The organism is Streptomyces sp. NPDC008317, from assembly GCF_042955955.1.
Lineage (GTDB): Bacteria > Actinomycetota > Actinomycetes > Streptomycetales > Streptomycetaceae > Actinacidiphila.
Map to the genome: position 1 here is coordinate 1148481 of NZ_JBIBFQ010000001.1, position 23390 is coordinate 1171870.

The 23390-nt window shown below is 72.4% G+C and carries 18 protein-coding genes, 1 pseudogene and 1 riboswitch; of the genes and pseudogenes, 7 read left to right on the top strand and 12 right to left on the bottom strand.

The window, feature by feature from the left end:
* Window positions 1–251 precede the first annotated feature (251 nt).
* Window positions 252–1187, top strand: coding sequence for a hypothetical protein (locus tag ACFY9V_RS04840; RefSeq protein ID WP_391159454.1), 936 nt, complete (start codon window positions 252–254; stop codon window positions 1185–1187).
* Window positions 1188–1268: 81 nt separating this feature from the next.
* Here ACFY9V_RS04840 and ACFY9V_RS04845 read toward each other — a convergent pair whose 3' ends face one another.
* The gene (locus ACFY9V_RS04845; protein WP_391159591.1) at window positions 1269–1904 is read right to left on the bottom strand and encodes an N-acetylmuramoyl-L-alanine amidase; all 636 of its coding nucleotides are present in this window, start codon (window positions 1902–1904) and stop codon (window positions 1269–1271) included.
* A gap of 679 nt (window positions 1905–2583) precedes the next feature.
* Window positions 2584–2756, top strand: a riboswitch (cyclic di-AMP (ydaO/yuaA leader).
* A 290-nt stretch (window positions 2757–3046) separates the two neighbouring features.
* Here ACFY9V_RS04845 and ACFY9V_RS04850 point away from each other — a divergent pair.
* Complete coding sequence (locus ACFY9V_RS04850; protein ID WP_391159456.1) at window positions 3047–4171, top strand: peptidoglycan DD-metalloendopeptidase family protein; 1125 nt, start codon at window positions 3047–3049, stop codon at window positions 4169–4171.
* Between the two features lie 106 nt (window positions 4172–4277).
* Here the strand turns inward: ACFY9V_RS04850 and ACFY9V_RS04855 are convergent, their stop codons facing one another.
* Window positions 4278–4826: a hypothetical protein gene (locus ACFY9V_RS04855; RefSeq protein WP_391159458.1), complete on the bottom strand. Its 549-nt coding sequence runs from the start codon at window positions 4824–4826 to the stop codon at window positions 4278–4280.
* Between the two features lie 215 nt (window positions 4827–5041).
* Window positions 5042–5344 carry a hypothetical protein gene (locus ACFY9V_RS04860; RefSeq protein ID WP_355336261.1) on the bottom strand — a complete coding sequence of 101 codons (303 nt, stop codon included), beginning with the start codon at window positions 5342–5344 and terminating at the stop codon, window positions 5042–5044.
* A 482-nt stretch (window positions 5345–5826) separates the two neighbouring features.
* On the opposite strand from ACFY9V_RS04860, the gene ACFY9V_RS04865 reads away from it, so the two are divergent.
* From ACFY9V_RS04865 to ACFY9V_RS04875, 3 genes are all read left to right on the top strand, one after another.
* Window positions 5827–7098 (top strand): histidine kinase, encoded by a 1272-nt coding sequence (locus ACFY9V_RS04865; RefSeq protein WP_391159460.1) that lies wholly within the window; start codon window positions 5827–5829, stop codon window positions 7096–7098.
* Between the two features lie 11 nt (window positions 7099–7109).
* A complete protein-coding gene (locus ACFY9V_RS04870; RefSeq protein WP_391042790.1) occupies window positions 7110–7757 on the top strand; it encodes a response regulator in 648 nt (215 codons plus the stop codon).
* A 444-nt stretch (window positions 7758–8201) separates the two neighbouring features.
* Complete coding sequence (locus ACFY9V_RS04875; protein ID WP_391159462.1) at window positions 8202–9293, top strand: hypothetical protein; 1092 nt, start codon at window positions 8202–8204, stop codon at window positions 9291–9293.
* 199 nt (window positions 9294–9492) lie between these two features.
* Here the strand turns inward: ACFY9V_RS04875 and ACFY9V_RS04880 are convergent.
* Window positions 9493–9831: pseudogene (locus tag ACFY9V_RS04880) on the bottom strand (TMEM175 family protein); the annotation flags it as partial.
* A gap of 75 nt (window positions 9832–9906) precedes the next feature.
* Window positions 9907–10626, bottom strand: a complete 720-nt coding sequence (locus ACFY9V_RS04885; protein WP_391159465.1) for an HNH endonuclease — start codon at window positions 10624–10626, stop codon at window positions 9907–9909.
* 153 nt (window positions 10627–10779) lie between these two features.
* Here ACFY9V_RS04885 and ACFY9V_RS04890 point away from each other — a divergent pair, with 153 nt between their 5' ends.
* A complete protein-coding gene (locus ACFY9V_RS04890) occupies window positions 10780–11973 on the top strand; it encodes a DNA (cytosine-5-)-methyltransferase (protein ID WP_355336269.1) in 1194 nt (397 codons plus the stop codon).
* On the opposite strand, the gene ACFY9V_RS04895 is transcribed toward ACFY9V_RS04890, so the two are convergent.
* From ACFY9V_RS04895 to ACFY9V_RS04925, 7 genes are all read right to left on the bottom strand, one after another.
* Complete coding sequence (locus ACFY9V_RS04895; protein ID WP_391159467.1) at window positions 11908–12357, bottom strand: DNA mismatch endonuclease Vsr; 450 nt, start codon at window positions 12355–12357, stop codon at window positions 11908–11910. The genes ACFY9V_RS04890 and ACFY9V_RS04895 overlap by 66 nt on opposite strands.
* 127 nt (window positions 12358–12484) lie before the next feature.
* Window positions 12485–13441 (bottom strand): NaeI family type II restriction endonuclease, encoded by a 957-nt coding sequence (locus ACFY9V_RS04900; protein WP_391159470.1) that lies wholly within the window; start codon window positions 13439–13441, stop codon window positions 12485–12487.
* Window positions 13442–13548: 107 nt separating this feature from the next.
* Window positions 13549–13695 carry a hypothetical protein gene (locus ACFY9V_RS04905; protein ID WP_391159473.1) on the bottom strand — a complete coding sequence of 49 codons (147 nt, stop codon included), beginning with the start codon at window positions 13693–13695 and terminating at the stop codon, window positions 13549–13551.
* Window positions 13696–13912: 217 nt separating this feature from the next.
* Window positions 13913–15406 carry a PrsW family glutamic-type intramembrane protease gene (locus tag ACFY9V_RS04910; protein WP_391159474.1) on the bottom strand — a complete coding sequence of 498 codons (1494 nt, stop codon included), beginning with the start codon at window positions 15404–15406 and terminating at the stop codon, window positions 13913–13915.
* 314 nt (window positions 15407–15720) lie between these two features.
* The gene (gene trmB, locus ACFY9V_RS04915; RefSeq protein WP_391159478.1) at window positions 15721–16638 is read right to left on the bottom strand and encodes a tRNA (guanosine(46)-N7)-methyltransferase TrmB; all 918 of its coding nucleotides are present in this window, start codon (window positions 16636–16638) and stop codon (window positions 15721–15723) included.
* A gap of 157 nt (window positions 16639–16795) precedes the next feature.
* Window positions 16796–18046: an L-2-hydroxyglutarate oxidase gene (gene lhgO, locus ACFY9V_RS04920; RefSeq protein WP_355336277.1), complete on the bottom strand. Its 1251-nt coding sequence runs from the start codon at window positions 18044–18046 to the stop codon at window positions 16796–16798.
* A gap of 278 nt (window positions 18047–18324) precedes the next feature.
* Window positions 18325–19740: an MFS transporter gene (locus ACFY9V_RS04925; protein WP_188283634.1), complete on the bottom strand. Its 1416-nt coding sequence runs from the start codon at window positions 19738–19740 to the stop codon at window positions 18325–18327.
* A 970-nt stretch (window positions 19741–20710) separates the two neighbouring features.
* On the opposite strand from ACFY9V_RS04925, the gene ACFY9V_RS04930 reads away from it, so the two are divergent.
* Window positions 20711–23020 carry an asparagine synthase-related protein gene (locus tag ACFY9V_RS04930; protein ID WP_391159480.1) on the top strand — a complete coding sequence of 770 codons (2310 nt, stop codon included), beginning with the start codon at window positions 20711–20713 and terminating at the stop codon, window positions 23018–23020.
* Window positions 23021–23390: the final 370 nt, after the last annotated feature.

The following is a 23390-nucleotide window of genomic DNA, read 5'->3' on the forward strand; positions in this document are numbered from 1 at the left end:
GCGCCCCGTACGTCGGCGAGGCCCGCGTACGGGTGGCCCGTCGCGGGTGGCGACGCACCGTTTGCCCGCGCACCCGCGTGCGCGACGCGCCACGTACGTCGGTGCGGCCCGCATACCGGTCGGTCTCACGCGTGGTCACGTACCCGCGACCGGGCCTCGTGGCCGTGAGCGCCACGCGCCCACGTACCCCCGCCATGCCGTTCATCGCCGGGCAGCAAGCCCGGCCCGCCCCGACTTCTTCGGAGAGTTACATGTCCGCTGCCCACTTGATCGTCGTGTCTTTGCCGGGCAGTGGGACGCCGGTGGTGGCCGGGATCACCGGCGCGCTCGGGTATGCCTCGCTCGGCACGATGAGCGGAGATCAGTCGGCCGGGACGCGGCAGCCCGGTCCTGGCGAGGTGTATTCGCTGCTCACGGCCGCCTACGGTCCCGAGAGGGCCGCCCGCCTGCTGAACCCGAATCCGAGTCCGAACCCGAATGCGGAGCCCGCTTTTCACGAGGCGGTCAGCGCCCTGTGGCGGGTGTGGTGGACGCGCCTGGGCCAGCCGGTCACGCACGGCTCACCCGTGGACCCCGGCGCCGAAGCCCGGCTGGCCCGGCTGCCCGCCGCCGAACTGCTCGATCTGCTGCCGGGCAGGGGCTGTTGGTACGTCACCGGCCTGGACCTGCGCCGGGCCGACGCCGACCTTCTGCGCGTCTGGCACTCCGGCGGACGGCCGCCGATCGTCTTCCACCACCGGGACATCCGCGACCGGATCATCAGCCAGATCCGCGCCCTCACCCGGCCCGAGGGCCAGGTGGGCTCCCTGCCGGAACACCTCGTCTACCGCGACATCCTCACCGCCCTGCCGACGCTGGACGCCCGCATCACCCTCGCGCTGACCGACCCCGGCTTCCCCGGCATGCACGAGGCCCGCCGGAGCCAGTGGCTCCTCCGCCACCCGGCGGTCTGCGTGATCACCGACGAGGAACTGGCGGGCCCCGCGCGCGAAGAGGCACTCGCCCGCCTCCTGCGCGCGACGGGCCACACGTCCCTCCCGGCCACCGCACTCCCCCCGCTGGCCGCCCCCGGCGACGTACCGCCGGACACCGGCCGCGCGCTCTTCACCCCCGCCCACGACCGGCTCCTCCGCCTCCACCACGGCGACCTCCTGCCTCCCCTGGACGCGGCCACGTCCACGAGGTGAAGGCCGCCGTGCGCTCGGGCACCGTCCCCCGAATCCGCGCCGATTCCGCGCCGATTCCGCGCCGATTCCGCGCCGGAGGCGTCAGGTGCCGTTGACCAGGCGGATGTAGCGGACCCAGTCCCAGTTGGGTCCGGGGTCGGTGTGGTCGGTGCCGGGGACCTGGACGTGGCCGATGATGTGGTCGCGGTCCTTGGGGATGCCGTACTTGTCGCAGATCTCGGCGGTGAGGGCGGCCGAGGAGTGGTACATCGCGGTGGTGAAGTAGGCGGGCTGGTCGACCCAGCCCTCGTGCTCGATGCCGATGCTGCGGGTGTTGTAGTCCCAGTTGCCCGCGTGCCAGGCGACATCGCGCTCGCGGACGCACTGGGCGATGGCGCCGTCGCCCGAGCGGACGACGTAGTGGGCCGCCGCCGCGTGGGAGGGGTCCTGGAAGAGGCTGATGGTGTCGGTGAAGGACTCCTGGGTGACGTGGATCACCACGAGGTTGATCGGGTAGGTCGAAGTGCGGTTGGACGCCGTGTAGTTGCCGGAACTGGCCGGGGTCCAGGAGGCCGACGGGTAGTCCACGGTGGCGGCCGACGCGCGGCCGATCCCGGACGTCAGGTCCGCCGTGACGCCGACGGTGACGGCGGCCCCGAAGGCGAGGGTGCCGCGCAGCAGCGAGCGCCGGGTGGGCGTCTCCGCCGCGAGCGGGACCCCGGCGGGGGCGCCGGGTATGCGCCCGGGTGAGCCGGTGGGTTCGGCGCCGGAGACGACCCCGGACGGGACCGGGACCCCGGACACGACCCCGGACGTACCCGTGGACGTCACGCCGGGCGTGCCCGCGGACGTACCCGTGGACATAACGCCGGGCGTGCCCGCGGCGTCGACTTCGCGCCCAACCTGGCCGGATTCACCGGCCGGGCTCAACGGGCTTGACGGCGCGGGTACTTGGGGGTCGCTGGGGCGTGCCATGAAAAGCTCCCTTGGGCGTCATGGAGAGGACGAGTGCATGACAGATGTACGGGGCCTGCTCATGGTGGGGTCCGGGTGCGTGACCTGCCAAGCGATTCGCGAATTGGCAGAGGTCCACACCGGTGGCGAGACCGCAGCGGCCCCGTCGCCGCCCGTTGCTTGGCTGCCGGACCCCGGCCGTCGGCCGACGCCGTACACGGCCGTGCACACGGAATCGGCGCCGCGCCCTGACCGTACGTAATCGAACCGTCCCCCTGTGCATAACAACTGACACACACTCACATCACTACCCGGCCACATCCGGTGCCGGGTTTACCCGTATCACGCACTCCGTGACTGTTTGGTTCCCGACGTCAACTCTTTGATTCGGCTTGGAAAACGACCCCGGCTCTATTAACGTTCGATAACGCAGCGCGGTTGTCACCACCGCCACAGAGGCGGCACCGCGCGCTTGCCGAATCCCGTCCGCGGGAACCGGGGACCCGCCCTCCTGCTCGCCACACCCTGGCGTACGGGAGGGGTCCAATGGGGTGAATCGGGCAGCATCCAGGCCCGTAGGAGACCTTCCTGCTCCGAACCCGTCAGCTAACCCGGTAGGCGACAAGGAAGGAAAGGAGTGCGCCCGCGTGGCGTCCAACCAGCCTGCCTACGCTCCCGCCCCGGCGGCCCCAGCGGCCGATCCCCCCGGCGAGTGGGACGACTGGAATTCTCCAGGGGATTCCGCCGCCTCTGCCGAAGCCACTGCTTCTGCTTCTGTTGCCTCTGTCTCTGCCACTGCCGAAGCCGCCGCGTACGTCGCGGCCCAGGGCGACGCCGGTGCCGTGGGCGCGCAGGGCGGATACGGCGCGTACGGCGTTCAGGGCGCGAACCGTCACCGGCTTCCGCGCCAGCGCTCCGTCGGCTCCGTGGCCCGTGGCTCGACCGTCCTCGGCGTCGCCGCGATGGCCGCCGTAGGGGCCGGGGGCGTGGCCGTCGCGGCCGACGCCGTACCCGCGCCCATAGCGGTCCCGGATCTGCCGGAAATTCCCGACTCCCTTGACCTGCCCCCGAGTTCGACCGGGGTCTCGCCCGCCGGTTCCCCCGGCGTGTCGGCGCTGCCCACGGCCGGTGACTTCTTCGGCGCGGCGGTACGGGACGTGTCGGCCCCCGACACCTCCGTGAGCACGACCTCCGTGAGTACGACCTCCGTGAGTACGACCTCCGTGAGCACGGCCGCCGATACGGCCACGGACTTGGTTCCGGACCCCGACTTGGCTCCGGCTACGGACTTGGTTCCGGCTACGGACTTGGCCCCAGCTACGGACTTGGCGCCGGTTTCGACCACGGCTCCGACCGCCGTGGTGGCCGCCTCCTCCGTCGACGTCGCGCCGTCCGCCGCCCCCGTGCCCACCGACCCCGGTGAGGCCCTGCGCGCCCGCATCATCGACGAGGCCACGCGGCAGCGGGACGCCGCCGCGCGGGCCGAGCGCGAGGCGGCCGAGAAGGCGGCGGCCCAGCAGGCCGCCCGCGAGGCCGCCGCGCAGAAGGTACGCGAGCAGGCCGCCGCCGCGAAGGCCGCGGCGGAAGCACAGGCCAAGGCCGATGCCGAGGCCGCCGCCAAGGCCGAGTCCGAGCGCCTGGCCCACCTCGCGGTCTCGTACCTCAAGCCGCTCGCCTCGTACACGCTCACCGACAGCTTCGGCGAGGCCAGTTCCCTGTGGGCCAACACCCACTCCGGCCAGGACTTCGCCGCTCCCACCGGCACCCCGGTGCACGCCATCCACACCGGTACGGTCACCTCGGCCGGGTGGGCGGGCTCGTACGGCTACCGCGTGATCCTCACCCTCGATGACGGCACCGAGCTGTGGTACTGCCACCTCTCCACCATGGTCGTCACCTCCGGCGAGGTCATCACCGGCGACACCATCGGGCGCGTCGGCGCCACCGGCAACGTCACCAGCCCCCACCTCCACCTGGAGGTCCGCCCCGCCGCCGGGGCCGCCCCCATCGACCCGGCCGTCTGGCTCCGCGCCCACGACATCGCCGTCTGAACCATCTGGGACGGTCCCGCTCCACCCGGGACCGCTCCTCCGGTTAACCCCGACGGCCCTGGCGCTCCCCCCCGACGCCAGGGCCGTTGGCATGCGGCCGGTTCGGTCAGCCCTTCCGGTCCAGCGTCGCCGACAGCACGGCGATACCCGTCCCGCCCTCGTCGAACTGGCGCAGGACATCCGCCAGCGTGGCGGCGGCATCGGTGTGCTCGATGACGAGCAACGGCTGCGCGCCGTCGTCCTGGACCGCCGGCACGAAGTCGGTGACGATCTCGCCCCGCAGCAGCACCAGACGGTCGGCGTCGAGCGGATCGCGGACCAGCCCGGCGAGGTGCGTCCGCAACTCGTCCGTCTCGCCCAGATCGGCGTCCAGCACCGCGTGGTGCGACAGCACCGTCACGGCCAACCGCTCGCCGATCCGCTCATAACGCGCCGAGAGGTCGTCCGGCAGCAGATAAAAGACGCCCTCCTCGCCCTCGTGCCCCCGGTTCAGCAGCAGACGGATCATCCGCTCCGCCGGGTCGGGCGAGTCCAGATCGAGGTCCAGAATCACTTCCACGCCGTCCGGATCCACCGACGGGATCGCGCCGATCCATATCCGCGCCGACCCGGAACCGGCGGCCCCGCCGCCGCTCGTGACATCGTCGTCGTCCATGCGCGGCATTCAAACACGCGGCTCTCAGCCGCGCGGGCCCGTCACGGCCGGGGCGTGGTCTCAGGGGTGGCGGCGATGTCGGCGTCGGCCCGCGACCGCCCTGGACGGGGCGCCCGCGTCGGCGTTCATACGCGCGGCTCTCAGCCGCGTCGGCCCGTCACGGCCGGGACATGGTCTCAGCGGCGTCGCCCGCGTCGGCGTTCAAGCACGCCGCCTCAGCCGCGTCGGCCCGTCACGGCCCAGGACGCGGCGGCCACGCCACCGGCGACGGTGAAGACGGCGGGCCAGGCGCCGAGCTTACGGGCGAGAGGGTGCGAACCCGCGAAAGCCGCCACGTAGACGGTGGTCAGCGTCGTGGCGACCGCCGGTCCCGAGCGCGCGTGCCACTCGCGGGCCGCGAGCGTGCCCGCCGCCGCGAGGGCCACGCCCCCCAGGGCCCGCTTCCGCGTCCACCGGGCCACCCCGTAGCCGCCGATCAGCCCGCCCGCCGCCACCACACTCGCCGGAACCCCAGCCATCCCGTCCTCCTCCTCACGCACCAACCCCGAAGCCTTGCCTCCGAGGCTAACCGCCCCTCGTCCGCCGCCTCCGCGAGGGGGTCCGCGACCAGGGGCGGCGAGTCGCCCTGTCCGGTGTTTGGGGACGGGCGCCGGGGTTGGCGGGTGTGCCAGTGGCGGTGGGTCAGCCCGTCCGGTGTTTGGGGACGGGAGCCGAGGCTGGCGGGTGTGCCAGAGGTGGTGAGTGAGCCCGTCCGGCGTTTGAGGACGGGAGCCGAGGCTGGCGGTGTGCCAGATGCCATGAATGAGCCCGTCCGGCGTTTGAGGACGGAGGCCGGGGCTGGCGGTGTGCCAGATGCCATGAATCAGCCCGTCCGGCGTTTGAGGACTAGCCCCAGCGGCAATGAGCGCCCACCCGTCGGCCACGCCCCGCCGTCCGGCACCCGAGGGCGGATAGGGGACGGTTCCCCGGGCGAGACCCCCGCCGCCCCTACCCTCGGGGAATGACCGACGCCGACCTCCGTACGGAGGGCCGCCCGGAGGGCCGTACCGAGGCCCGCCCGGAGGGCCGTACGCCCCGCGACTGGGCCGTGGACGCGGCCGCGCTCTGCTTCGCCGTACTGGTCGGCATGGTGGTGTACGGCGTCGCGGCGCAGCACGAGGACCGGCCGGTGTGGATTCAGGCGGTCGACCTGCCGCTCGGCGCGCTCGCGTGCGTGTCGCTGTGGTGGCGCAGGCGGTACCCGATGGCCGTGGCGCTGCTGGCCGTACCCGCGTTGGCGCTGTCCAACAGCGTGTTCGGCGCCGGGATGGTGATCACGGCGAGCCTGGCGCTGTACGAGCCGCTGCGCCGTTCGCTGCCGGTGCTCGGACTGTTCGTGGCCGCGTCGGTGCCGGACGCGCTGCTGCTGTCGGACCCGCACGGCACCGACTGGACGGCGGCGGCCTTCTCGGTGGCGTACTACCTCGTCTTCTTCGCCTCGGGCAGCGCCCTGCGCAGCCGACGCCAACTCCTCGTCCGGCTGCGGGAGGACGCGGTACGCGAGCGCGCCGACCACGCGCGGCGGCTCGCCGACACCCGCCGCGCCGAACGGACCGCCATCGCACGGGAGATGCACGATGTGCTGGCGCACCGCATCTCGCTGCTGTCCGTGCACGCGGGCGCGTTGGCGTACCGGACGAGGAGCGCCGGCGGCCCCGCTCTGGACGCCGCCGAGATCGAGGCGAGCGCCCGCGTCATCCGGGACAACGCCCATCAGGCGCTGGAGGAGTTGCGGGAAGTGCTGCTCGTGCTGCGGACGGAGGACGAGGGCACGGCCGCGCCGCAGCCACGGCTCGCGGACGTGGCCGTACTGGTGGGCGAGGCGCGGGCGGCCGGCCAGGACGTGGAGTTCCACGACGACGTGGACGCCGCGCTCGCGTCCGACCTGCGCCCGCAGGTCCAGCGCACCGCCTACCGCGCGGTGCAGGAGGCGCTGACCAACGCCCGTAAGCACGCGGCCGGTTCACCCGTGACCGTACGGCTGAGCGGCGCGCCCGGCGCGGACCTCACCGTCGAGGTGACCAACCCGCTGGCGTACGAGGCGACTTCGGGGCCGCCGCGCCCGATCCCCGGTTCCGGCACCGGTCTCGTGGGCCTCGGCGAGCGCGTCGCCCTGGACGGCGGGACCCTCGAACACGGCCGCGCCGACGGCGTGTTCACCGTACGGGTACGGCTACCGTGGCCCGCGACATCAGCGCGTGATCCCCGGCAGCGGGGGAAGGGCGAGGCGTGAGGGGCGACGGCATGATCCGGGTACTTCTGGTCGACGACGACCCGCTGGTGCGCGCCGGGCTGAAGATGATGCTGCGCGGCGCCGACGGCATCGAGGTCGTCGGCGAGGTGGGGGACGGCGCTGCCGTACCCGGGGCCGTACGGCAGCACGGTCCCGACGTCGTCCTCATGGACATCCGCATGCCGGTCATGGACGGCATCACCGCCACCCGCGCCCTCACTGGGCGCGACCCCGCGCCCCAGGTCATCGTGCTGACCACCTTCGGCGCCGAGGACACCGTCCTGGAGGCGGTACGCGCGGGCGCGGCGGGCTATCTGCTCAAGCACACCGAGCCGGAGGAGATCGTCGAGGCCGTACGCCGGGCGGCTCGCGGCGAACCCGTCCTGTCGCCGTCCGCCGCCCGTGCCCTCATCGCCCACGCGGCTACCGGCTCCTCTTCCCGCGCCGACGCCGCCCGGCAGCGGCTCGCCGACCTCTCCGAGCGCGAGCGCGACGTCGCCCGGGCCGTCGCCGAAGGGCTCTCCAACACCGAGATCGGCGCGCGGCTGCATGTGTCGGTCGGGACGGTCAAGGCGCATCTGTCCAGCGCGCTGGGGAAGGCCGGGGTCGAGAACCGGATTCAGCTCGCGCTGCTGGCGCATGACGCGGGGGAGGAGTGAGGGGGCGGTGCTCTCGGCGGTCCCGTCCCGTAGCGCCTCCGGCGGGGATGCGGGCCGGTGGGTGTACGGGGCCGGTCGGTGTACGCCTCCGGGCGGTCGGCCGACGGGGCCGGTCGGTGGTTGACGGGTCTGGCCGGTCGGACGGCGGGTCTGGCCGGTCGGCCGAGGCCGTGAACGGGGCGGGTGCCTAGCGTCGGAGGTATGCCTTCCGATGACGCAGTACGGACGTCTTTGCCGCGGGCCGCCGCTTCCGCCCCGGACCCGGGGGCCGAGGCTGGCCGGGTGACCGTATCCGAACCTGGGGCCGACTCCCGGCCGGGGACCGTATCCGACCCCCGGACCGTATCCGCGTACCGGCCGCCGGCCGACCCGCGCCCGCACGACCGGCGCCCGCATGACCCGCGTCCGCAGGACCGGCGCCCGTATCACCGTCTCCGGCTCGCGGTGGCCCTCTTCTTCCTCTCTCCCCTGATCGGGGAGTTCCTGCTCGGCAACCAGCCGGTCACCGCGCTGCCGTCCGTCCTGATCCTCGCGCCGATGTACGGCGGCGGCACCGTACTGATCCGCGAGTGCGCGCGGCGCCTCGGCCGGGGCTGGCCGACGATGATCGTGCTCGCGGCGGCGTACGCCCTGGTCGAGGAGGGGCCGATCGACCAGATGCTGTGGAATCCGCACTACGGCGGGTTCGACATGGCGGGCGCGTACGCGGGGACGTACGTGCCGTTCCTCGGGACGAGCGTCGGGATGATCGAGGACGTGCTGTCGATCCACACGGTCTGGAGCGTGTGCGTGCCGATCGCGATCGTGGAGACCTTCGCGTGGGGCGGCGGGCGCGCGGGACGGGAGATCCGGCCGTGGCTGGGCAACATCGGCCTGCCGCTGGTCGCCACGGCCTTCGTCGCCGACTCGCTCTTCCTCGCCGTCGCGCAGCAGCACAGCGAGCACTTCATGGCCTCGCCCGCGCGGCTCATCGGCTGCGGCGCCGTCATTCTCGTACTGATCGCGCTGGCCTTCACGCTCCCCGCCCGCCCGGCGACCCGCCCGACGGCCCGTACGCCCCGCCCCTGGCTCGTCGGCGCCGCGGCCTTCGCCGCCACGTCCCTCTACTGGGCGCGCGGCGGCCTGTTCCCCTCCGGCGTCCCCGACTGGACCGACCCCGCGCTGTGGCTGCTGGCCGTCGCCGCCTTCGTATGCCTCGCGCTCCGCTGGTCCCGCAGCCCGGCGTGGTCCGCCGACCACCGCTTCGCGCTCGCCGCGGGCGCCGTCCTCACCTACGCCTGGGTCGGCTTCACGCAGTCCCCGACCCTCGACGTCCCCCTGTCCCTCGCTCTGACGGGCAGCGCCGTCTTCGCCCTCGCCGCCCTCGTCCTCCTGGCCGCCGCCGCCCGCGCCCTCACGCGTCGCGCAACTCCCGGTCGCCCCGCCCCCAGAAACGCCGGTACACCCGCCGGGCCAGCAGCGGACCGAGAATCCACAGCACCCACGCATGCGTCGTCGCGAAGAACACCGGAATGGACAGACCGAAACCGACGATGACCCCGTACGACCCCTCGTTCCCGTCCACCCCGGCGCCCGTCCCCGTGGGGTTCAGCGTCTTCAGGTAATACGTCAGGGCGAGCAGCGTGACATTCGCCAGCACCTGCAACAGCGCGTAGAAACCCCACCGCAGCGCATGCGTGGCGACGGTGTCGTGCCCCTCCTCGATCAGCATCTTCGTCGCGAACGGATTCAGGATGATCATCATCAGCCACACCATGTTGATCTTCCGCAGCCGCGTATCGACCCGCAGCGCCGTCCTGAACACCCTGTGGTGCTCGCCCCACGCCATCGCGATCACCACGAAACTGATCAAAAACGCCAGGTAATGCCCGTCATCCGCCCGCACCGAGTGCCAGAACTCCGACACGTCGTGCCCCTCCGGCACCGGCAACTCCAACGCGAGCAACGTGATGGCGATCGCCACCACCGCGTCCGAAAACAAAATCAGCCGCTCCGCCGCCCGCGTCTCATGCCCTTGCTCGTTCTCCGAAATATCCGTCTCCCCACACACCGCGACGCCCCAAAGACCCCGCACTCACCACTAAAACCGCCCCAGTAGACCACCCCACCCCACCCCCCACAGTGCGATGCCGCACCTACGCAAGGAGGGTCAGTTCGTCAGAAGTGCGCGGAGAGCCGTCGGGGTCCGCCACGGCTCCTCGGGGCTTGCACTGCGGTGGCACATGCGGTGGCAGTTCGAGCAGAGCAGGGCGAGGTCGTCGAGCGACGTGGTGGTCTCCCCGGAAACGTGGAGCGGGAGCGTGTGATGCACCTCGATGTAGCCGTCGCCAAGGCTGCCGTATGTCTCAGCGAAGCTGAAGTCGCACACTTCGCAGCGCAGGCTGCCGCCGGCTGCGAGCACGGACTTGATCTTCCTGGCCCGGAGCTTCGGATCCCGCTCCCTCGCGTGGTGGAGCCGAGCGAGCAGCCGGCCTTCCGGCGCGGCTTCGTCGTCTGGATCCGGTGGCTCGGCAGGGAGCTGAAACGGACCGTTGACGGCTACATTCCGAATCCGCTCGGCGGCGGCCAGCATCTCCTCGGGCCGGGCGATGAAGGCGGCCACGACTTCCTTGTCCAGGCGTCCGCCCCGGGTCGGCGGGCCCTGGTAAGACGGGTGAGCCGTGGCCAAGTCCGCCGTCTTGCGGCTGACGCTTCCCGTGGAGCGGAACTTGACGCTGCGGGTCTCGACCGGGTGGAGGGGGAGCACTTGCAGCAGGTCGGACAAGTCCATTACCTGGAGGTCGTTCTCGCGAAGTTCCTTCCAGCCGTTCTGCACGACGAGGGCGCACGCGAGGAGGAGTTCATCCCGCTGCCAAGAAGGGTTCCGCATGCGCCTTATCGTAGGACTGCTCGCTGTGGCGTGACGGGTGCCCGAAGACTGCCGTCCGCTGCGCGACACTTGAGCGGATTGTCAGTGGGGTCTGCCACCCTCTGTGACAGTGAGATGCAAGACGCTCACACGGCGCGACTGGGATGAGGGTGCATGACGAGCATTGAGCCACAGTTCACCTCGGTGGAGATCTGCGCCGGAGCAGGCGGCCAGGCGGTGGGCCTGCACCGGGCGGGGTTCAAGCACCTTGCCCTGATCGAGATCGACCCGCATGCCTGCCAGACGCTCAAGGACAACGTCGAGGGCAATCCGAAGTGGGACGGCTGCAAGGTCATCGAGGCCGATCTCACGAAGTTTGACCCACGCCGGTTGAAGCTCAAGCCAGGAGTGCTTGACCTGTTGGCGGGCGGCGTCCCGTGCCCGCCGTTCTCGGCGGCAGGCAAGCAACTGGGCCACGAGGATGAGCGTGACCTCTTTCCTACGATGCTTGACCTGATCGGCTTCCTGCAGCCGAAGGCCGTGATGATTGAAAACGTCCGGGCACTGCTGGAACCGCCCGAGAAGTTCCGTAAGTACCGCGAAGACGTCATCGAGCACCGCCTCAAAGAGGCTGGATACACGATCTGCTACTGGAAAGTGCTGGAAGCACGGGACTACGGGGTTCCGCAGCTTCGGCCGCGGGCGATTCTCGTAGCGATGAAGCCGGAGTATGCGAAGCACTTCGCCTGGACTGAACCGGAGCACACCAAGCTGCTCACGGTTGCGAAAGCCTTGGCGAAGTCCATGCGTGAGCGCTACCAGGCCAGCGGGCAGGACCCTCGCTGGAAGGGTCTTTACACCGCCCGCTGGGAGACCGCTTACAAGAAGTGGCTCAAGGCCGCGAAGACCGGCACCGTGGCGCCCACGCTGGTGGGCGGATCAAAGAAGCACGGCGGAGCGGATCTCGGCCCCAGCCGGGCGAAGGAAGCCTGGCGGAAGCTCGGTGTGTGCGGGCTGGGCGTCGCGAACGATCCGTCGGACCTTCAGGATCCGGAGCGGGACCTCTACGCGGAGCGCGGTCCCAAGCTGACCGTGCTGCAGGCAGCGACCATCCAGGGATTCCCCGAGGACTGGAAATTCTCCGGCCGGAAGACGGCGGCATACCGCCAGGTGGGGAACGCCTTCCCGCCGCCTGTCGCCGAAGCCGTGGGCAAACAGATCGTCGCCGCCTTGGCCGCGGGGAAGCGTGAGAAGGACGCGCAGATCGAGAAGGACTCCGCTCTCTTTGAAGTCTCCGCCCCGTCAGCTCCTGCTCGCACGCATCTTGTCAACCGTGGCGGCGATCGTGAGCGCGCAGGCGTCCGGTGACTCGTGCTCCCAAAAGCGCAGCGCCGTCCAGCCGGCTTCAGCGAGCCGTTCGTTCGTATCCTGGTCCCGCGCCATGTTCCTGGCGACCTTCTCTGACCAGTAGCCCGAATTGGTCTTCGGCGACACATAGTGCTCCGGGCAGCCGTGCCAGTAGCAGCCGTCGATGAAGACGGCGACCTTTGCCGGCCGGAACACCAGATCCGCCGTCCGGCGAAGGTCGGGCAGGGGGCGCGCTGAGACGCGATAGCGCAGCCCCCGCGCATGCACCAGGCGCCGTATCAGCCACTCCGGCCCCGTATCCCGGCTCCGGATAGCCTGCATGTTCCGTCGGCGGCTCTCAGAAGAGGCCCAGGAACCCGGCGGTGGGGACCAGTCGTCCGTCAACCTGCTCTCCCCCTTGAGGCGCGTACGCTCCGGACGCACAGTTCGGCCTTCAGTTGTCCAGAGGCACTCAACGGTACCGAGCCTACGGGTGGGCTGGCCGAAGACATTGCGCTGGCAGTCAGCCCGTTCACTTGGTGTGGGTAGGGAGCAGCGGAGCCGCCTGGGGCGGTTCGCCCGGCAGGGCGCAGGCCCAGCGGCGTTCACTGAGAATGACGGTGGGCCGGAGGGTCTCCGCCGGTCCGACCTCAACGACACGAACGCTGACGAACTCGCCTTCGCGGGGTACCGGTATGCCCAGTTGCTCGGCGATCCGCCTGTGGCTCTCGTAGTCGCCGATGATGAGAATGCCGTCCCTGCGCAGTGCGCTCCGCGAACCCCCATTGCCGCGGACCCGCTTCATGTAGTCCTTCTGCTGCGCTACCGTCCGCACGACGTTCCGTCCGATCCGGCGCTTCTGGACTCTGCGGAAGAGTTCGTTCAAGCGCGCCTGCCCAGATGAGGATGCGAACACTGCTTTCCGGTCGGTCGGATCCATGTGGAGCAGCACATTCTCCGGGAGTTCCGCATCGCGCCATAGCCACGTGATCTTTTCCCGTTGCTTGGAGTTGACCGTCTGCTTGAGGTCCCGGTTGTTGCCCTGGTTCAGCAACTCCGCCCTGATGCGCACCAGGCCGGCGCTCCACCGGCTCTTGTAGTCATCAGCCCAGACGAGCAGGCACAGATGGCCAATTGCCTCCGGCGGAATCATCCAGCCGCCGAAGGTCTGGGAATACTTGCAGTCCACGTCGACGCCCGCGATTTTGTAGTCCATGGCGTCACCGTCAGCAAACCGGAACTCCCGCTGGAGATTGATCTCTACGACCGTGCCCGCATGCGTCTTCTCCGTTTTGAAGAGCGTCTTCCAGTCGTAACGGCCTGTGCTCTCCCCGTCGAGGAGTTGGTCGATGGTGTTCCGGAGCACTGTTGCGAACCGGAAGCCCGAGGGATCCGCCGCCCGGAGCGCTTCCACGACGGCCGCAAGCTCGGGGTCGTCCTGGTCGGCAGACGCGATGTTCGTGGCAGCCGAGTGGTCGAGGGGGAGCAAACGTATACCTCCTTCAGCCTGAGCGGCTTGCGAACGGCCGGGGCCGACGGGGACGTTGCCGTCGCCGAAGGCGCAGTCGTGCTGGGCGCGCTAACGGGGCCGTCAGCCTACCGATGCTCCGGGCCCTGCGGGTAAGGGCGCGAGACGGCGGCGGGCAGCGGCAGGTTGGCGCCTTGGGCGACCACGGTGGAGTTGTCGCCCGTACCCCGCTCGACGATCACCACGGCCGTCCCCGACGGCGCGGGGTTGACCACGAGGTGCGTGGTGGCGACGCACGCGGCGGCCAGGTCGGCGCGCAGGAACTCACCGGCGTTCGTCGTCCCGCGTGCCGCACAGCAGGACCGCGTAGCACGACCTTCGGCCAGGACCTGGAAAAGGGCTCGAGAGGTCGGGCAGCAGGGCGGCTACGGTGTTCGACGCCTTGCGGGCCGAGTCGCTGGAGCCAGGCTCTTGCGCAGGCTCGCGCGGAGATTAACGGTGCTTGCCGGGTCCGGGGGCGCCCCACGTGCCCGGCGCCTGCGCGTGCCATCCGCCGGGCGCACCCCACTGGCCGGGCGCCTGGCCGTCCCACGGCCGGGGGCCCCACATCGGGGCCTGGCGCGGATGCGGGAAGGGCGCCGCCCAGGCGGCGGGCGGGAGGTGCGGCGTCGCGGCCTGGGCGAGCGGGATTCGCACCAGGGACTTGCGCTGCCAGAGATGATGGAGGAGTTCGGCTTCGCGCGCGGTGAAGTCCGGCGCGGGCATGCCGCGGGTGGCCGCCGCGCGCAGGAAGGCGAGGTGCGTGGCGAAGGCGGTGTAGTCGCGTACCGCGCGCGCCCCGCTCTCGCCGTAGTAGCGGCGCGCGGTGTCGCGGGCCTGGCTGCGGGCCTTCATCGAGGCCAGGGCGGTCGGCTCTGGGAGCGTCAGCCAGCCGGCGGCGGCGTAGACGGGGAGGTTGGTGCGGATGGTGCGCAACTCGCGGGCGCGGGCCCAGAAGGCGAGCCAGACGACGAGGCCGAAGACCGGGATCATGACGGCCACGTAGACGGTCAGGAAGCCGACGGGCGAGAGCATCGAGGAGCTGTTCCACAGGCCGTGCAGCACCATCGCGAGCAGCCAGCCGCCGAGCGGCGCGAGCCAGCGCCACACACTGCGCGGGCGGCTGGTGGCGGCGATGGCGAAACCGATGCCGGTCATCGCCGTGAAGAGCGGGTGCGCGAAGGGCGTCATCAGGACGCGGACGAAGAAGGTCGCGGCGGTCGCCGAGTCGAGTACGGAGGAGCCGAGCGCCTTGTCCTCGCCGAAGGCCGAGCCGATGTACAGGATGTTCTCGGTGAAGGCGAAGCCGGTCGCGGCCAGCCCCGCCAGCACGATGCCGTCCACGACGGACTCGATGTGACGGCGCCGGAAGAGGAAGAGCAGCAGGAGCGCGGCGCCCTTCGCCGTCTCCTCCACCAGCGGCGCGACGAAGGTCGCACCCCAGTGGTCGGTCTGCGTCGGAGTCGCGGAGAAGGTCGTGGCGATCAGCTTGGCGCCGTACTCGTTGGCGAACAGCGCGACGAGGGTCGCCGCGCACGCGCCCCAGGAGAAGGCGAAGACCACGTTCTGCCAGGGGCTCGGCGCCACATGGTCGAGCCACAGGAACGCCCAGACCAGCAGCGGCACCGGCAGGACGGCCAGCACCAGGCCGACCAGGAAGCTCTCGGTGCCTATGTGCTGGCGCACGACCGCGAGGATGATCACACCGCAGACGGCCAGCGCCGTGAACAGCGCGCCCGTACGGACCGCCCGGCTCTCCCAGAACGGACGGCGGGGCGCGTACTGCCAGGTCTCGGGAGCGGGCGCGGGCGCGAATCCGGGCGGCGGCCCGGCGGTCCCGGACTGCGGTCCCGGCGCGGCGGACCCGGGCGGCGGCCCCGACACGGGCAGGGCAGCGGCCTCCTGAGGACCCGCGGCCCCGGCAGCCGGGTGCGAAAACGTGGACACCCGTCGACAGTACGGGGGCCGGGCGGCCGTACGCGAGGGTGCGTCGGCATCGGTTCGCGCAGGTGACCGCCGCTGCCCGGCCCGAACGGGCGGGTCAGGGGCGGTTCCGGCGGCGGCTCAGGGACCGGGCCAGGGACGGGGCCAGGGACGAGACCAGGGGCGGGCCAGGAGACGGTTCCCGGAGCGCGCGCCGGTCGCGTACGCCGGACGTCCCCGCGCCCGTACGCGCCCCGCGCCCGTACGCCGGTCGCGCCCCGCGCCCGTACGCCCGTCGCGCCCCACGCGCCTACGCAGCACGCCCCCCGCCGCCTCCCTCAGATACGGGTGAACAGCAGGTCGCGTACGACGTGCCCCTTCGCCAGCCCCTGCCGCTCGAACTTCGTCATCGGCCGGAAGTCCGGCCGGGGGGCGAAACCTTCCGCCGGGTACCGGTTCGCCAGCCCCGGCTCCGCCGCCAGCACCTCCAGCATCTGCTCGGCGTACGGCTCCCAGTCCGTCGCGCAGTGCACGACCGCGCCGGGCCGCAGCAGCGGCAGCACCATGGCCAGGAAGTCCGGCTGGATCAGCCGCCGCTTGTGGTGCTTGGCCTTCGGCCAGGGGTCGGGGAAGTACACGCGCAGCCCCGCGAGCGAGGCGGGCGGCAGCATGTCCCGCAGCAGGACGACGGCGTCGCCGTTGGCCACCCGGACGTTCGTCAGGCCGAGGCGGTCGGCGAGCGCCAGCAGATTCCCCTGGCCGGGGGTGTGCACATCGACGGCCAGGATGCCGGTCGCCGGGTCCGCCGCCGCCATCGCGGCGGTCGCGTCCCCCATCCCGAAGCCGATCTCCAGCACCACGGGCAGTTCGGGGTCGCCGAAGAGCGCGCCCTGGTCCAGCGGCGCGCCGTCCAGCTCCACCCCCCACGCCTCCCAGTGCCGCTCGATCGCCGCGGCCTGCGCCTGCGTGATCCGCCCCCGCCGGGCATGGAACGACCTGATCCGGTGCTCCTCCCGCGACCCCGCCGGATCGGGCGCGGGCCCGCTGGGAAAGCGCTGCTGCTTGCCGACGCCGGAGACGGCCTTTCCGGCAACGGCTTCCGTGACGGATACGGCGTCGGCTTCCGTGACGGATGCGGTGTCGGCTTCCGTGTCGGCTTCCGCGACGGAGACGGCTACGGCTAGGGCTACGGCATCGGTCTCGCGTACGGCGGGCGCGCTCGTACGCGTGGCGGGGGGAGTGGGTGACGTGGACACAATGCCGTCGATTCTACGGGGCGCCCGCGGCCCCCGGAGCGGCTGCCAGCGGCGTACGGGCTCACGTACCGGTGCGCGGACGCGCCGCGTAAGGCCAGGTCCGGGGCCGTACGGCGGCCGGGGGCGCAGGCGCGAACCGTGAACGCCGTCCGCGGGGCTACGCGGCGCGCAGGGCCTCCAGGGCCCGGCGGGCGACCTCGCGGCCGATCGGGAGCGAGGCGGTGGCGGCGGGGGAGGGGGCGTTGAGGACGTGGACGAAGGGGGCGGTCCCGGCGAAGAGGAAGTCGTCGACGAGGGTCCCGTCGGGGAGTACGGCCTGGGCGCGGACTCCGGCGGGGGCCGGGACGAGGTCGCCGGGGCGCAGCGCGGGCAGCAGGCGGCGGGCGTCGGCGGTGAAGGCGCGCTTGGACAGCGAGCGGTGGATCTCGCCCGCCTCCTGGCGCCAGTGGCGGCGGGCGATCCGCCAGGTGCCGGGGAAGCGGGCGGTCGCGGCGAGGTCGCGCAGTCCCACGGTGCCGCGCCGGTAGCCCTCGCGGGCCAGCGCGGGCACCGCGTTCGGACCGAGGTGGACGCCGCCGTGCACATCGCGGGTCAGGTGGACGCCGAGGAAGGGGAAGTCCGGGTCGGGCACCGGGTAGACAAGACCGCGCACCAGCCCGCGGCGGACCGGGATCAGCTCGTAGAACTCGCCGCGGAAGGGCACGATCCGCATGCCCGGGTCGTCCCCGGCCAGCTCCGCGATCCGGTCGCTGTGCAGCCCCGCGCAGTTGACCAGCACTTTCGTACGGATCTCGGGGCGCGGGCGGCCCTCGGCGTCGCTGCTGCGGACGGCGACCAGGCCGTCGGCGCGGCGCTCGATCGTACGGACCCGCTCGCCGTAACGGACCCGGCAGCCCGCGTCCCCGGCCAGCCGGGCCAGGGTGGCGGCGACCTCGCGGAAGTCGCAGATGCCGGTGGTGGCGACGTGGATGGCGGCCAGCCCCGCGACCTTCGGCTCGTACTCGGCGATCTGGGCCGGGCCCAACTCCCTTACCGGGATGCCGTGTTCGCGGCCCCGCTGCACCAGGGCGTGCAGCCGCGGGAGTTCGGCCTGGGCGGTGGCGACGATGAGCTTGCCGGTGGTCTCGTGCGGGATGCCGTGCTCGGCGCAGAATTTGCCGATCTCGGCCGAACCCGCCAGCGCGTACTGGGCTTTGAGGGAGCCGGGGCGGTAGTAGATGCCGCTGTGGATCACTCCGCTGTTGCGGCCGGTCTGGTGGCGCGCGGGGCCCGGTTCCTTCTCCAGGACGGTGACGCGGATGCCGGGGGAGGCGCGGGTGAGCGCGTAGGCGGTGGAGAGGCCGATGATGCCCGCGCCCACGACAAGGACATCCTCCGGGCGGGAGGCGGGTGCGGTGCTGCGGGTCATGACGCCTCCTGCCTGTGGGGCCCTCATAGCCCGGCGGCCCGCTCCTCAAACGCCGTACCGGCCGGAAACCGCCGGACGGCCCGGAATTCGCTGCTGGCGCATCCGTGCTTCTGGGCACACCTGTCCTGCTGGCGCATCCGCGCTGCCGGTACGCCCGTGCTGTCGGCCTTCCCGCGCTTCTGGCGCGGCCACGCTGCCCGCCCGCCCGCGCCGCCGGTCCGCCCGCCCTCGCCGCCGGTCCGCCCGCCCGCGCCTGCCGTCCCGCCCGGCTGAATCGTTTACGCCGGGGCCGCGAGCAAGGGCCTGGCCCGTTCCCGCAGCTCCAGCACCCGCGGCTCGTCGTTGTACGGCTCCAGGCGGTGCAGCAGGTCGCGGACGTACTCCGTGGTGCGGGCCGAGGAGATGCGGCCCGCGACCTCGACGGCCTTGGTGCCCGCGGCGCACGCGGCGTCCAGGTTCCCGGACTCCAGTTCGGCGACGGCGGAGACGACCAGGCGCAGGCCGTGGGAGCGGACGAACTCCTCTGTGGGCCGGGCGAGGGCCTGCTCGGTGAAGCGCTGCACCTGGCGCGGGACGCGCAGGTCGCGGTAGCACTCGGCGGCGTCGGCGGCGAGCCGGTCGTAGGAGTAGAAGCCGAGCCACTGCGGGTCGGCGTCGCCCTCGCGGGAGCGTTCGAGTAACGCCTCCGCGGCGGCCAGCGAGGCCCCGCAGGCGGCGGCCTCGCCCGCCTTGGCGTGCGCGCGGGCCTCCACGAGGTGGAAGAAGCTCATCGTGCGGGCGGTCGCCAGACCGCGGTTGCGCTCCAGCGCGGCCTGGGCGAGGTCGACGCCCTCGTCGGAGAAGTTGCGGTACGTGGCCTGGAGCGACATCGAGGCGAGCACGTAACCGCCGAGCGGTACGTCGGCGGCGGCGCGGGCCATCCGCAGCGCCTGGATGTAATACCGCTGGGCGGCCTCCTGTTGGCCGGTGTCGAAGGCCATCCACCCGGCGAGGCGGGTGAGTTCGGCGGTCGCGCCGAACAGCGCGCGGCCCACGTCGTCGCTGTAGGAACCGAGCAGCAGGGGCGCCGCCTCGACCCGCAGGCACTCCGGGACCATGCCCGAACGCCAGTCGCCGCCACCGTACTTGGAGTCCCAGCGGCGGGCGTCCTCGGCGGCTTCGCGGAGCTTGGTCACGTCGTTGTGACCGACGTGGTTCATGCCCGGCGCGGGCGCGTCGCGGGCCACGGTGGCGTCCGCGGGGGTGATCAACCAGCGCGAAGCGGGGGTCACGTAAGCGCTCACTGCGAAAGATCCGGCCAAGCTCTGCCAGATGCCGGTGCCGCCGGGTCCGCGCCGTCCGGCAAGATCCAACCGCCACAGATCGGTGGCCGATTTCACCGCCTCGCCGACATCGCGCGGGAAGGCGAGGCCGACCTCGGGCGCCGGGTCCGCGTCGGCCAGACCGATCTCGTGCAGCGGCACGGGACGGCCGAGCTTGGCGCCTATCGCCGCCGCGATCAGATGCGGCGCGGCGCCCTGCGGGACCATGCCCTTGGCCACCCACCGGGCGACCGACGTCTTGTCATAACGCAGGGTCAGGCCGCGTTGGGCGCCCAAGTCGTTGACCCTGCGGGCCAGTCCGGCGTTGCTGATGCCCGCCAGAGCGAGAAGGGTGCCGAGCTTCTCGTTCGGCCCGCGGTGTTCTCTGTTCACTGCGGTTCACCTCGTGATGCCGCTGGGGGGCAGGCCGGCCGGCCTGGTCTTGTCGTGGGGTACGGGGGTCACCCTCCCCTGGAGCCCGATTCAGCCACCGCGGTGACCGCTCGGCGGCCGGTGCGGCGCATGCGCCGGACACCCGAGCCGCGCGTACGTGTGCGAACCGGGTACACCCAGCGTAGTTCGCCGCATCCCGACCGTTAAGAGTCTCGTCCCGGATGGCGAGATTCCTGCCCCTTACTCGCCACCTCATTGGACCGTGCTCCCGGTATATGTGGCCGTGCGCCCGGCCGTGCGCTCTGTGCCGTCCGGGACGGCGGCGCTTGCATGGGGTCCGTGGGTCGGCCCGCGGCCCCGGCAGGCGGCTATGGCGGTGGTACGGCGGGCCAGGGGGTTCCGTTGCCACAATCCCCGCGGGCGGCGGACCGGCCCGGGAGGTGCGTCAGCGCCCTCCCGGGCCGTGGACCTCCCCTTGCGCCGAAGCCTCCCCGCGACGGCGCGCCCGCGCCCGGCCCCGCCCGCGCCGCCCGGCGTCCGCGGGAGGTGCTCCACCAGCGGTCCACACCTGCTCCACACCTTCTCCACGGCCCTCACCACTGTCTCCTTCACCACATTCACCGCCCCCGCCCGCGCCGGAACGTGCCCTTAATGTCCCGCATGCCGACCTCGAACGGTCCTCAACCGGTCCCTGGTCGCGTACGTGGCTTTCCGGCATATCAACTCCGGCATGTGCCGCAGACTTTGGCGCGAATCAGACGTTTCGGCTGATGCGTGTTTCACACTCGCCTCGCGGCTGCCCTCAGCGCGCGACCCGGCGCTCCTTGGTGCACCCATGCGCCGCTTTGCGCGCCTTCACGTGGCAGCATGGTCTTTCGGACGTCAGACGTGGCAGCGAAGCGGTAGAGCAGTGGGGCGGCGGCAGAGCGGCCCCCCGCGTACCGGCTGTCCACAGCCTGTGGAGGCGGCGATGCGGTGGTTGGTGGGGTGGAGCAGTGCCACCGCGGGTCCCGTTCCCGGCAGCAGGACCCGTACGCTCCTGCCCGTCGGTGCCCAACTCCTGTGGTCGGAACCGGATCCGCTGTGGGCCGTCGGTGACTGGCGGCCCGACGAGGTCCGTGTCGTCCAGGCCGATCCGGGCGGCGGCGCCGCGTACGCCTTCGGCGGCGGCAAAGGTGCGGCGTACGGCTCCGCGGGCGCGGCCTACGGGGACGGTTACGGCGACACGTACGGCGGGGCGGGTGCCGCGTACGGCGACGGCGGCGCGTACCGCAACGGCGGCCGGGGCGGCGGCGGTTCGAACGGCTCCCACAGCAACGGCTCCCATGGCAACGGGCACGGCGGGGGCGCCCCGCACACCGTCGCCCGGCTCGCCGTACTCGGCCGATGCGGCGCCAGCGACGCCGAGTTGCGGCTCGGCCTGGTCGCCGCCCGCGGCGGCGCGCTGCGCCATCTGACGGCCTGGTCGGGCAGTTACACCGCCGTACTCCAACTCGGCCGCCGCATCACCGTGTTGGGCGACCTCGCCGGGGCCAGGCCGGTCTTCCACACCCGTTGGGCGGGCGGTACGGCGTACGCGACCGCCGCCCTCCCACTCGCCGACCTCATCGAGGCCGGGCTCGACGTCACCCACCTCGCCGCGCTCCTCGCCTGCCCCGACTCGCCCGAAGCGCTCGGCGACGGCACCCCGTACCTCGGCGTCCGCCGCGTCCCGCCCGGCCACGCGCTCATCCTGCGCGACGGTGCCCCGGAGATCAGCGGCTACGAACAGACCACCTCGCTGGCCGTCGGCCACCAGCCCACCAACAACGCCGACGCCACCGCGGCCGTCGAGGGCATACGGGACGCGCTCGTCGACGCCGTACGCGCCAGGCTCTCCCAGGCCCGCTTCGTACCCGACCCCGGGGACGGGCCCGCGCCCGGCATCGGCGCCGACCTCTCCGGCGGCAGCGCCTCCGCGACGCTCGCGCTGCTCGCCGCGGGGCTGCCCGGCAACCCCGGCATGCTGCCCGGCGCGCCCGGCTCCCTCGCGGGCGAGCGGCTGCTCGCCGTCACCTTCAACGACCTCGCGGGCGGCGGACCTCCGGGGTCCTCCGGCGGGGAGCCCTCGGGCGGCGGACTCCACTCCAGGGAAGCGCAGTTGGAGCGGGCGCGGATCATGGGCGCCGACCCGCGGCTGCGGCACGTCGTCGTCCCCGGCGGCCCCGAGGCGCTGCCGTACGCCGACCTCGGCGGCGGCGCGCTCACCGACGAGCCCGCCCCCTCCCTCGTCGACGCCGAACGCAACCGGCGGCGGCTCGCCGCGGGCGGCGCCGACCACCTCATCGGATACGGCGCCCGGCAGGTCCTCGACGCGCATCCCGCGCGGCTCGCCGACCTCCTGATGGACCGGCGCCGCCGCCACCTCGTACGGCCGGTGGCCGCGCTCACCCGCGCCGACGGGGCCCTCGGGCACCCGGCGCTCGTGCCCTTCACCGTGCCGATCACCGTCTACCGGGCCGCCCGGCGGCTCGCCCGCACCCCGTATCAACAGGGTGTGGAGGACGCGGCGGCGCGGCTCCAGCGACACGAGTTCGGCTCCGCCAGCAGTGGGCCGCTGGCCGCGTCCCTCGCCGCGATGACCTGGGTACGGCCGGGGCCCGCCGCCCGCTGGCTCACCGGGGAGGCGCTGGCCGAGGTGTCGGTACGCCTCCAGGACGCCGCGCGGCGGCCGTGGCCGATGGACCGGCCGGGGGAGCGGCGCGCCCGCGCCGTGCTGGCGCGTACCGCCGCGGATTTCCGCGCCTTCGAGCAGGCCGCGGCGGTGCCCAGCCAGCGGCTGCACGCGCCCTTCCTCGACAACCAGGTCGTCCGGGCCTGCCGGGCGCTGCCCGGCGCCCTTCGCGTACGGCCCGGCGCCCGGGCGGACGTCCTGCGCGACGTCCTCGAAGGCGCCGGGGTCCGTGACCTGCCGCCGGGGTGGGGCGCCAACTCCCACTCCACCGCTGCCGCGGCGGCCCGCACGGGGTTGCGTTTGGCGCTGGACGACCTTCTGGACCTTTTTGACGCGCCGCTGCTTGCCGATGCCGGGCTCATCGACGCTCGGGTGGTGCGCTCCGCGCTGGTCGCTGTCGCGGACGGGAGTGGGGTGCCGGCGGATCTCGACGGGTTGGGCGACCTTGTCGCCACTGAGGTCTGGCTGCGGCGGCTGCTTGCGCGGCGGGGGTCGTGCTGGACCGATCCCGCCACTCCCACTGATCCCCGCGCCCTCTCTTCCGGCGTCCAGCGCCTCTCTCTCTGACCTCGCCTTCTCCCTCTTTTCCTTCTCCTTTCCCGCCCGCCCACCCGTGCGGGTGTTTTCTTCGTCTGCGGGTGCCGCTTGTGCCTGGTCGGTGCCGGTCCGGGGCACCTCCTCGAAATGCGGCTACCTGCTCTTTGCTCATCCGGCACCCTTCTTGTCACCGCATTTCTGCGGGGGCACCCCGGCCCGTCCCCTCCCGGTACGTCGGCGTCCGCCTGTCCGGTGGGGGTTGCCGGGGAGGGTAGGGGGTCTTTTCGGCGTGCCGCCCTGCGCCGGTAACCCCTCCCGGTGGGCCGCGGAGCTTGGGCCCTTCCCCAAGCGCCCAACTACGCCCCTGCGCCCACCCCACTCCGACACCCCTCACCCCTTA

What these genes read in the sequence shown, in the direction of transcription:
- ACFY9V_RS04865 (WP_391159460.1), top strand. Translation starts at nt 5,827, where the DNA reads ATGACCGACGCCGACCTCCGTACGGAGGGCCGCCCGGAGGGCCGTACC.
- ACFY9V_RS04855 (WP_391159458.1), bottom strand. Translation starts at nt 4,826, where the DNA reads ATGGACGACGACGATGTCACGAGCGGCGGCGGGGCCGCCGGTTCCGGG.
- lhgO (WP_355336277.1), bottom strand. Translation starts at nt 18,046, where the DNA reads ATGACCCGCAGCACCGCACCCGCCTCCCGCCCGGAGGATGTCCTTGTC.
- ACFY9V_RS04870 (WP_391042790.1), top strand. Translation starts at nt 7,110, where the DNA reads ATGATCCGGGTACTTCTGGTCGACGACGACCCGCTGGTGCGCGCCGGG.
- ACFY9V_RS04840 (WP_391159454.1), top strand. Translation starts at nt 252, where the DNA reads ATGTCCGCTGCCCACTTGATCGTCGTGTCTTTGCCGGGCAGTGGGACG.
- ACFY9V_RS04860 (WP_355336261.1), bottom strand. Translation starts at nt 5,344, where the DNA reads ATGGCTGGGGTTCCGGCGAGTGTGGTGGCGGCGGGCGGGCTGATCGGC.
- ACFY9V_RS04885 (WP_391159465.1), bottom strand. Translation starts at nt 10,626, where the DNA reads ATGCGGAACCCTTCTTGGCAGCGGGATGAACTCCTCCTCGCGTGCGCC.
- ACFY9V_RS04930 (WP_391159480.1), top strand. Translation starts at nt 20,711, where the DNA reads ATGCGGTGGTTGGTGGGGTGGAGCAGTGCCACCGCGGGTCCCGTTCCC.
- ACFY9V_RS04890 (WP_355336269.1), top strand. Translation starts at nt 10,780, where the DNA reads ATGACGAGCATTGAGCCACAGTTCACCTCGGTGGAGATCTGCGCCGGA.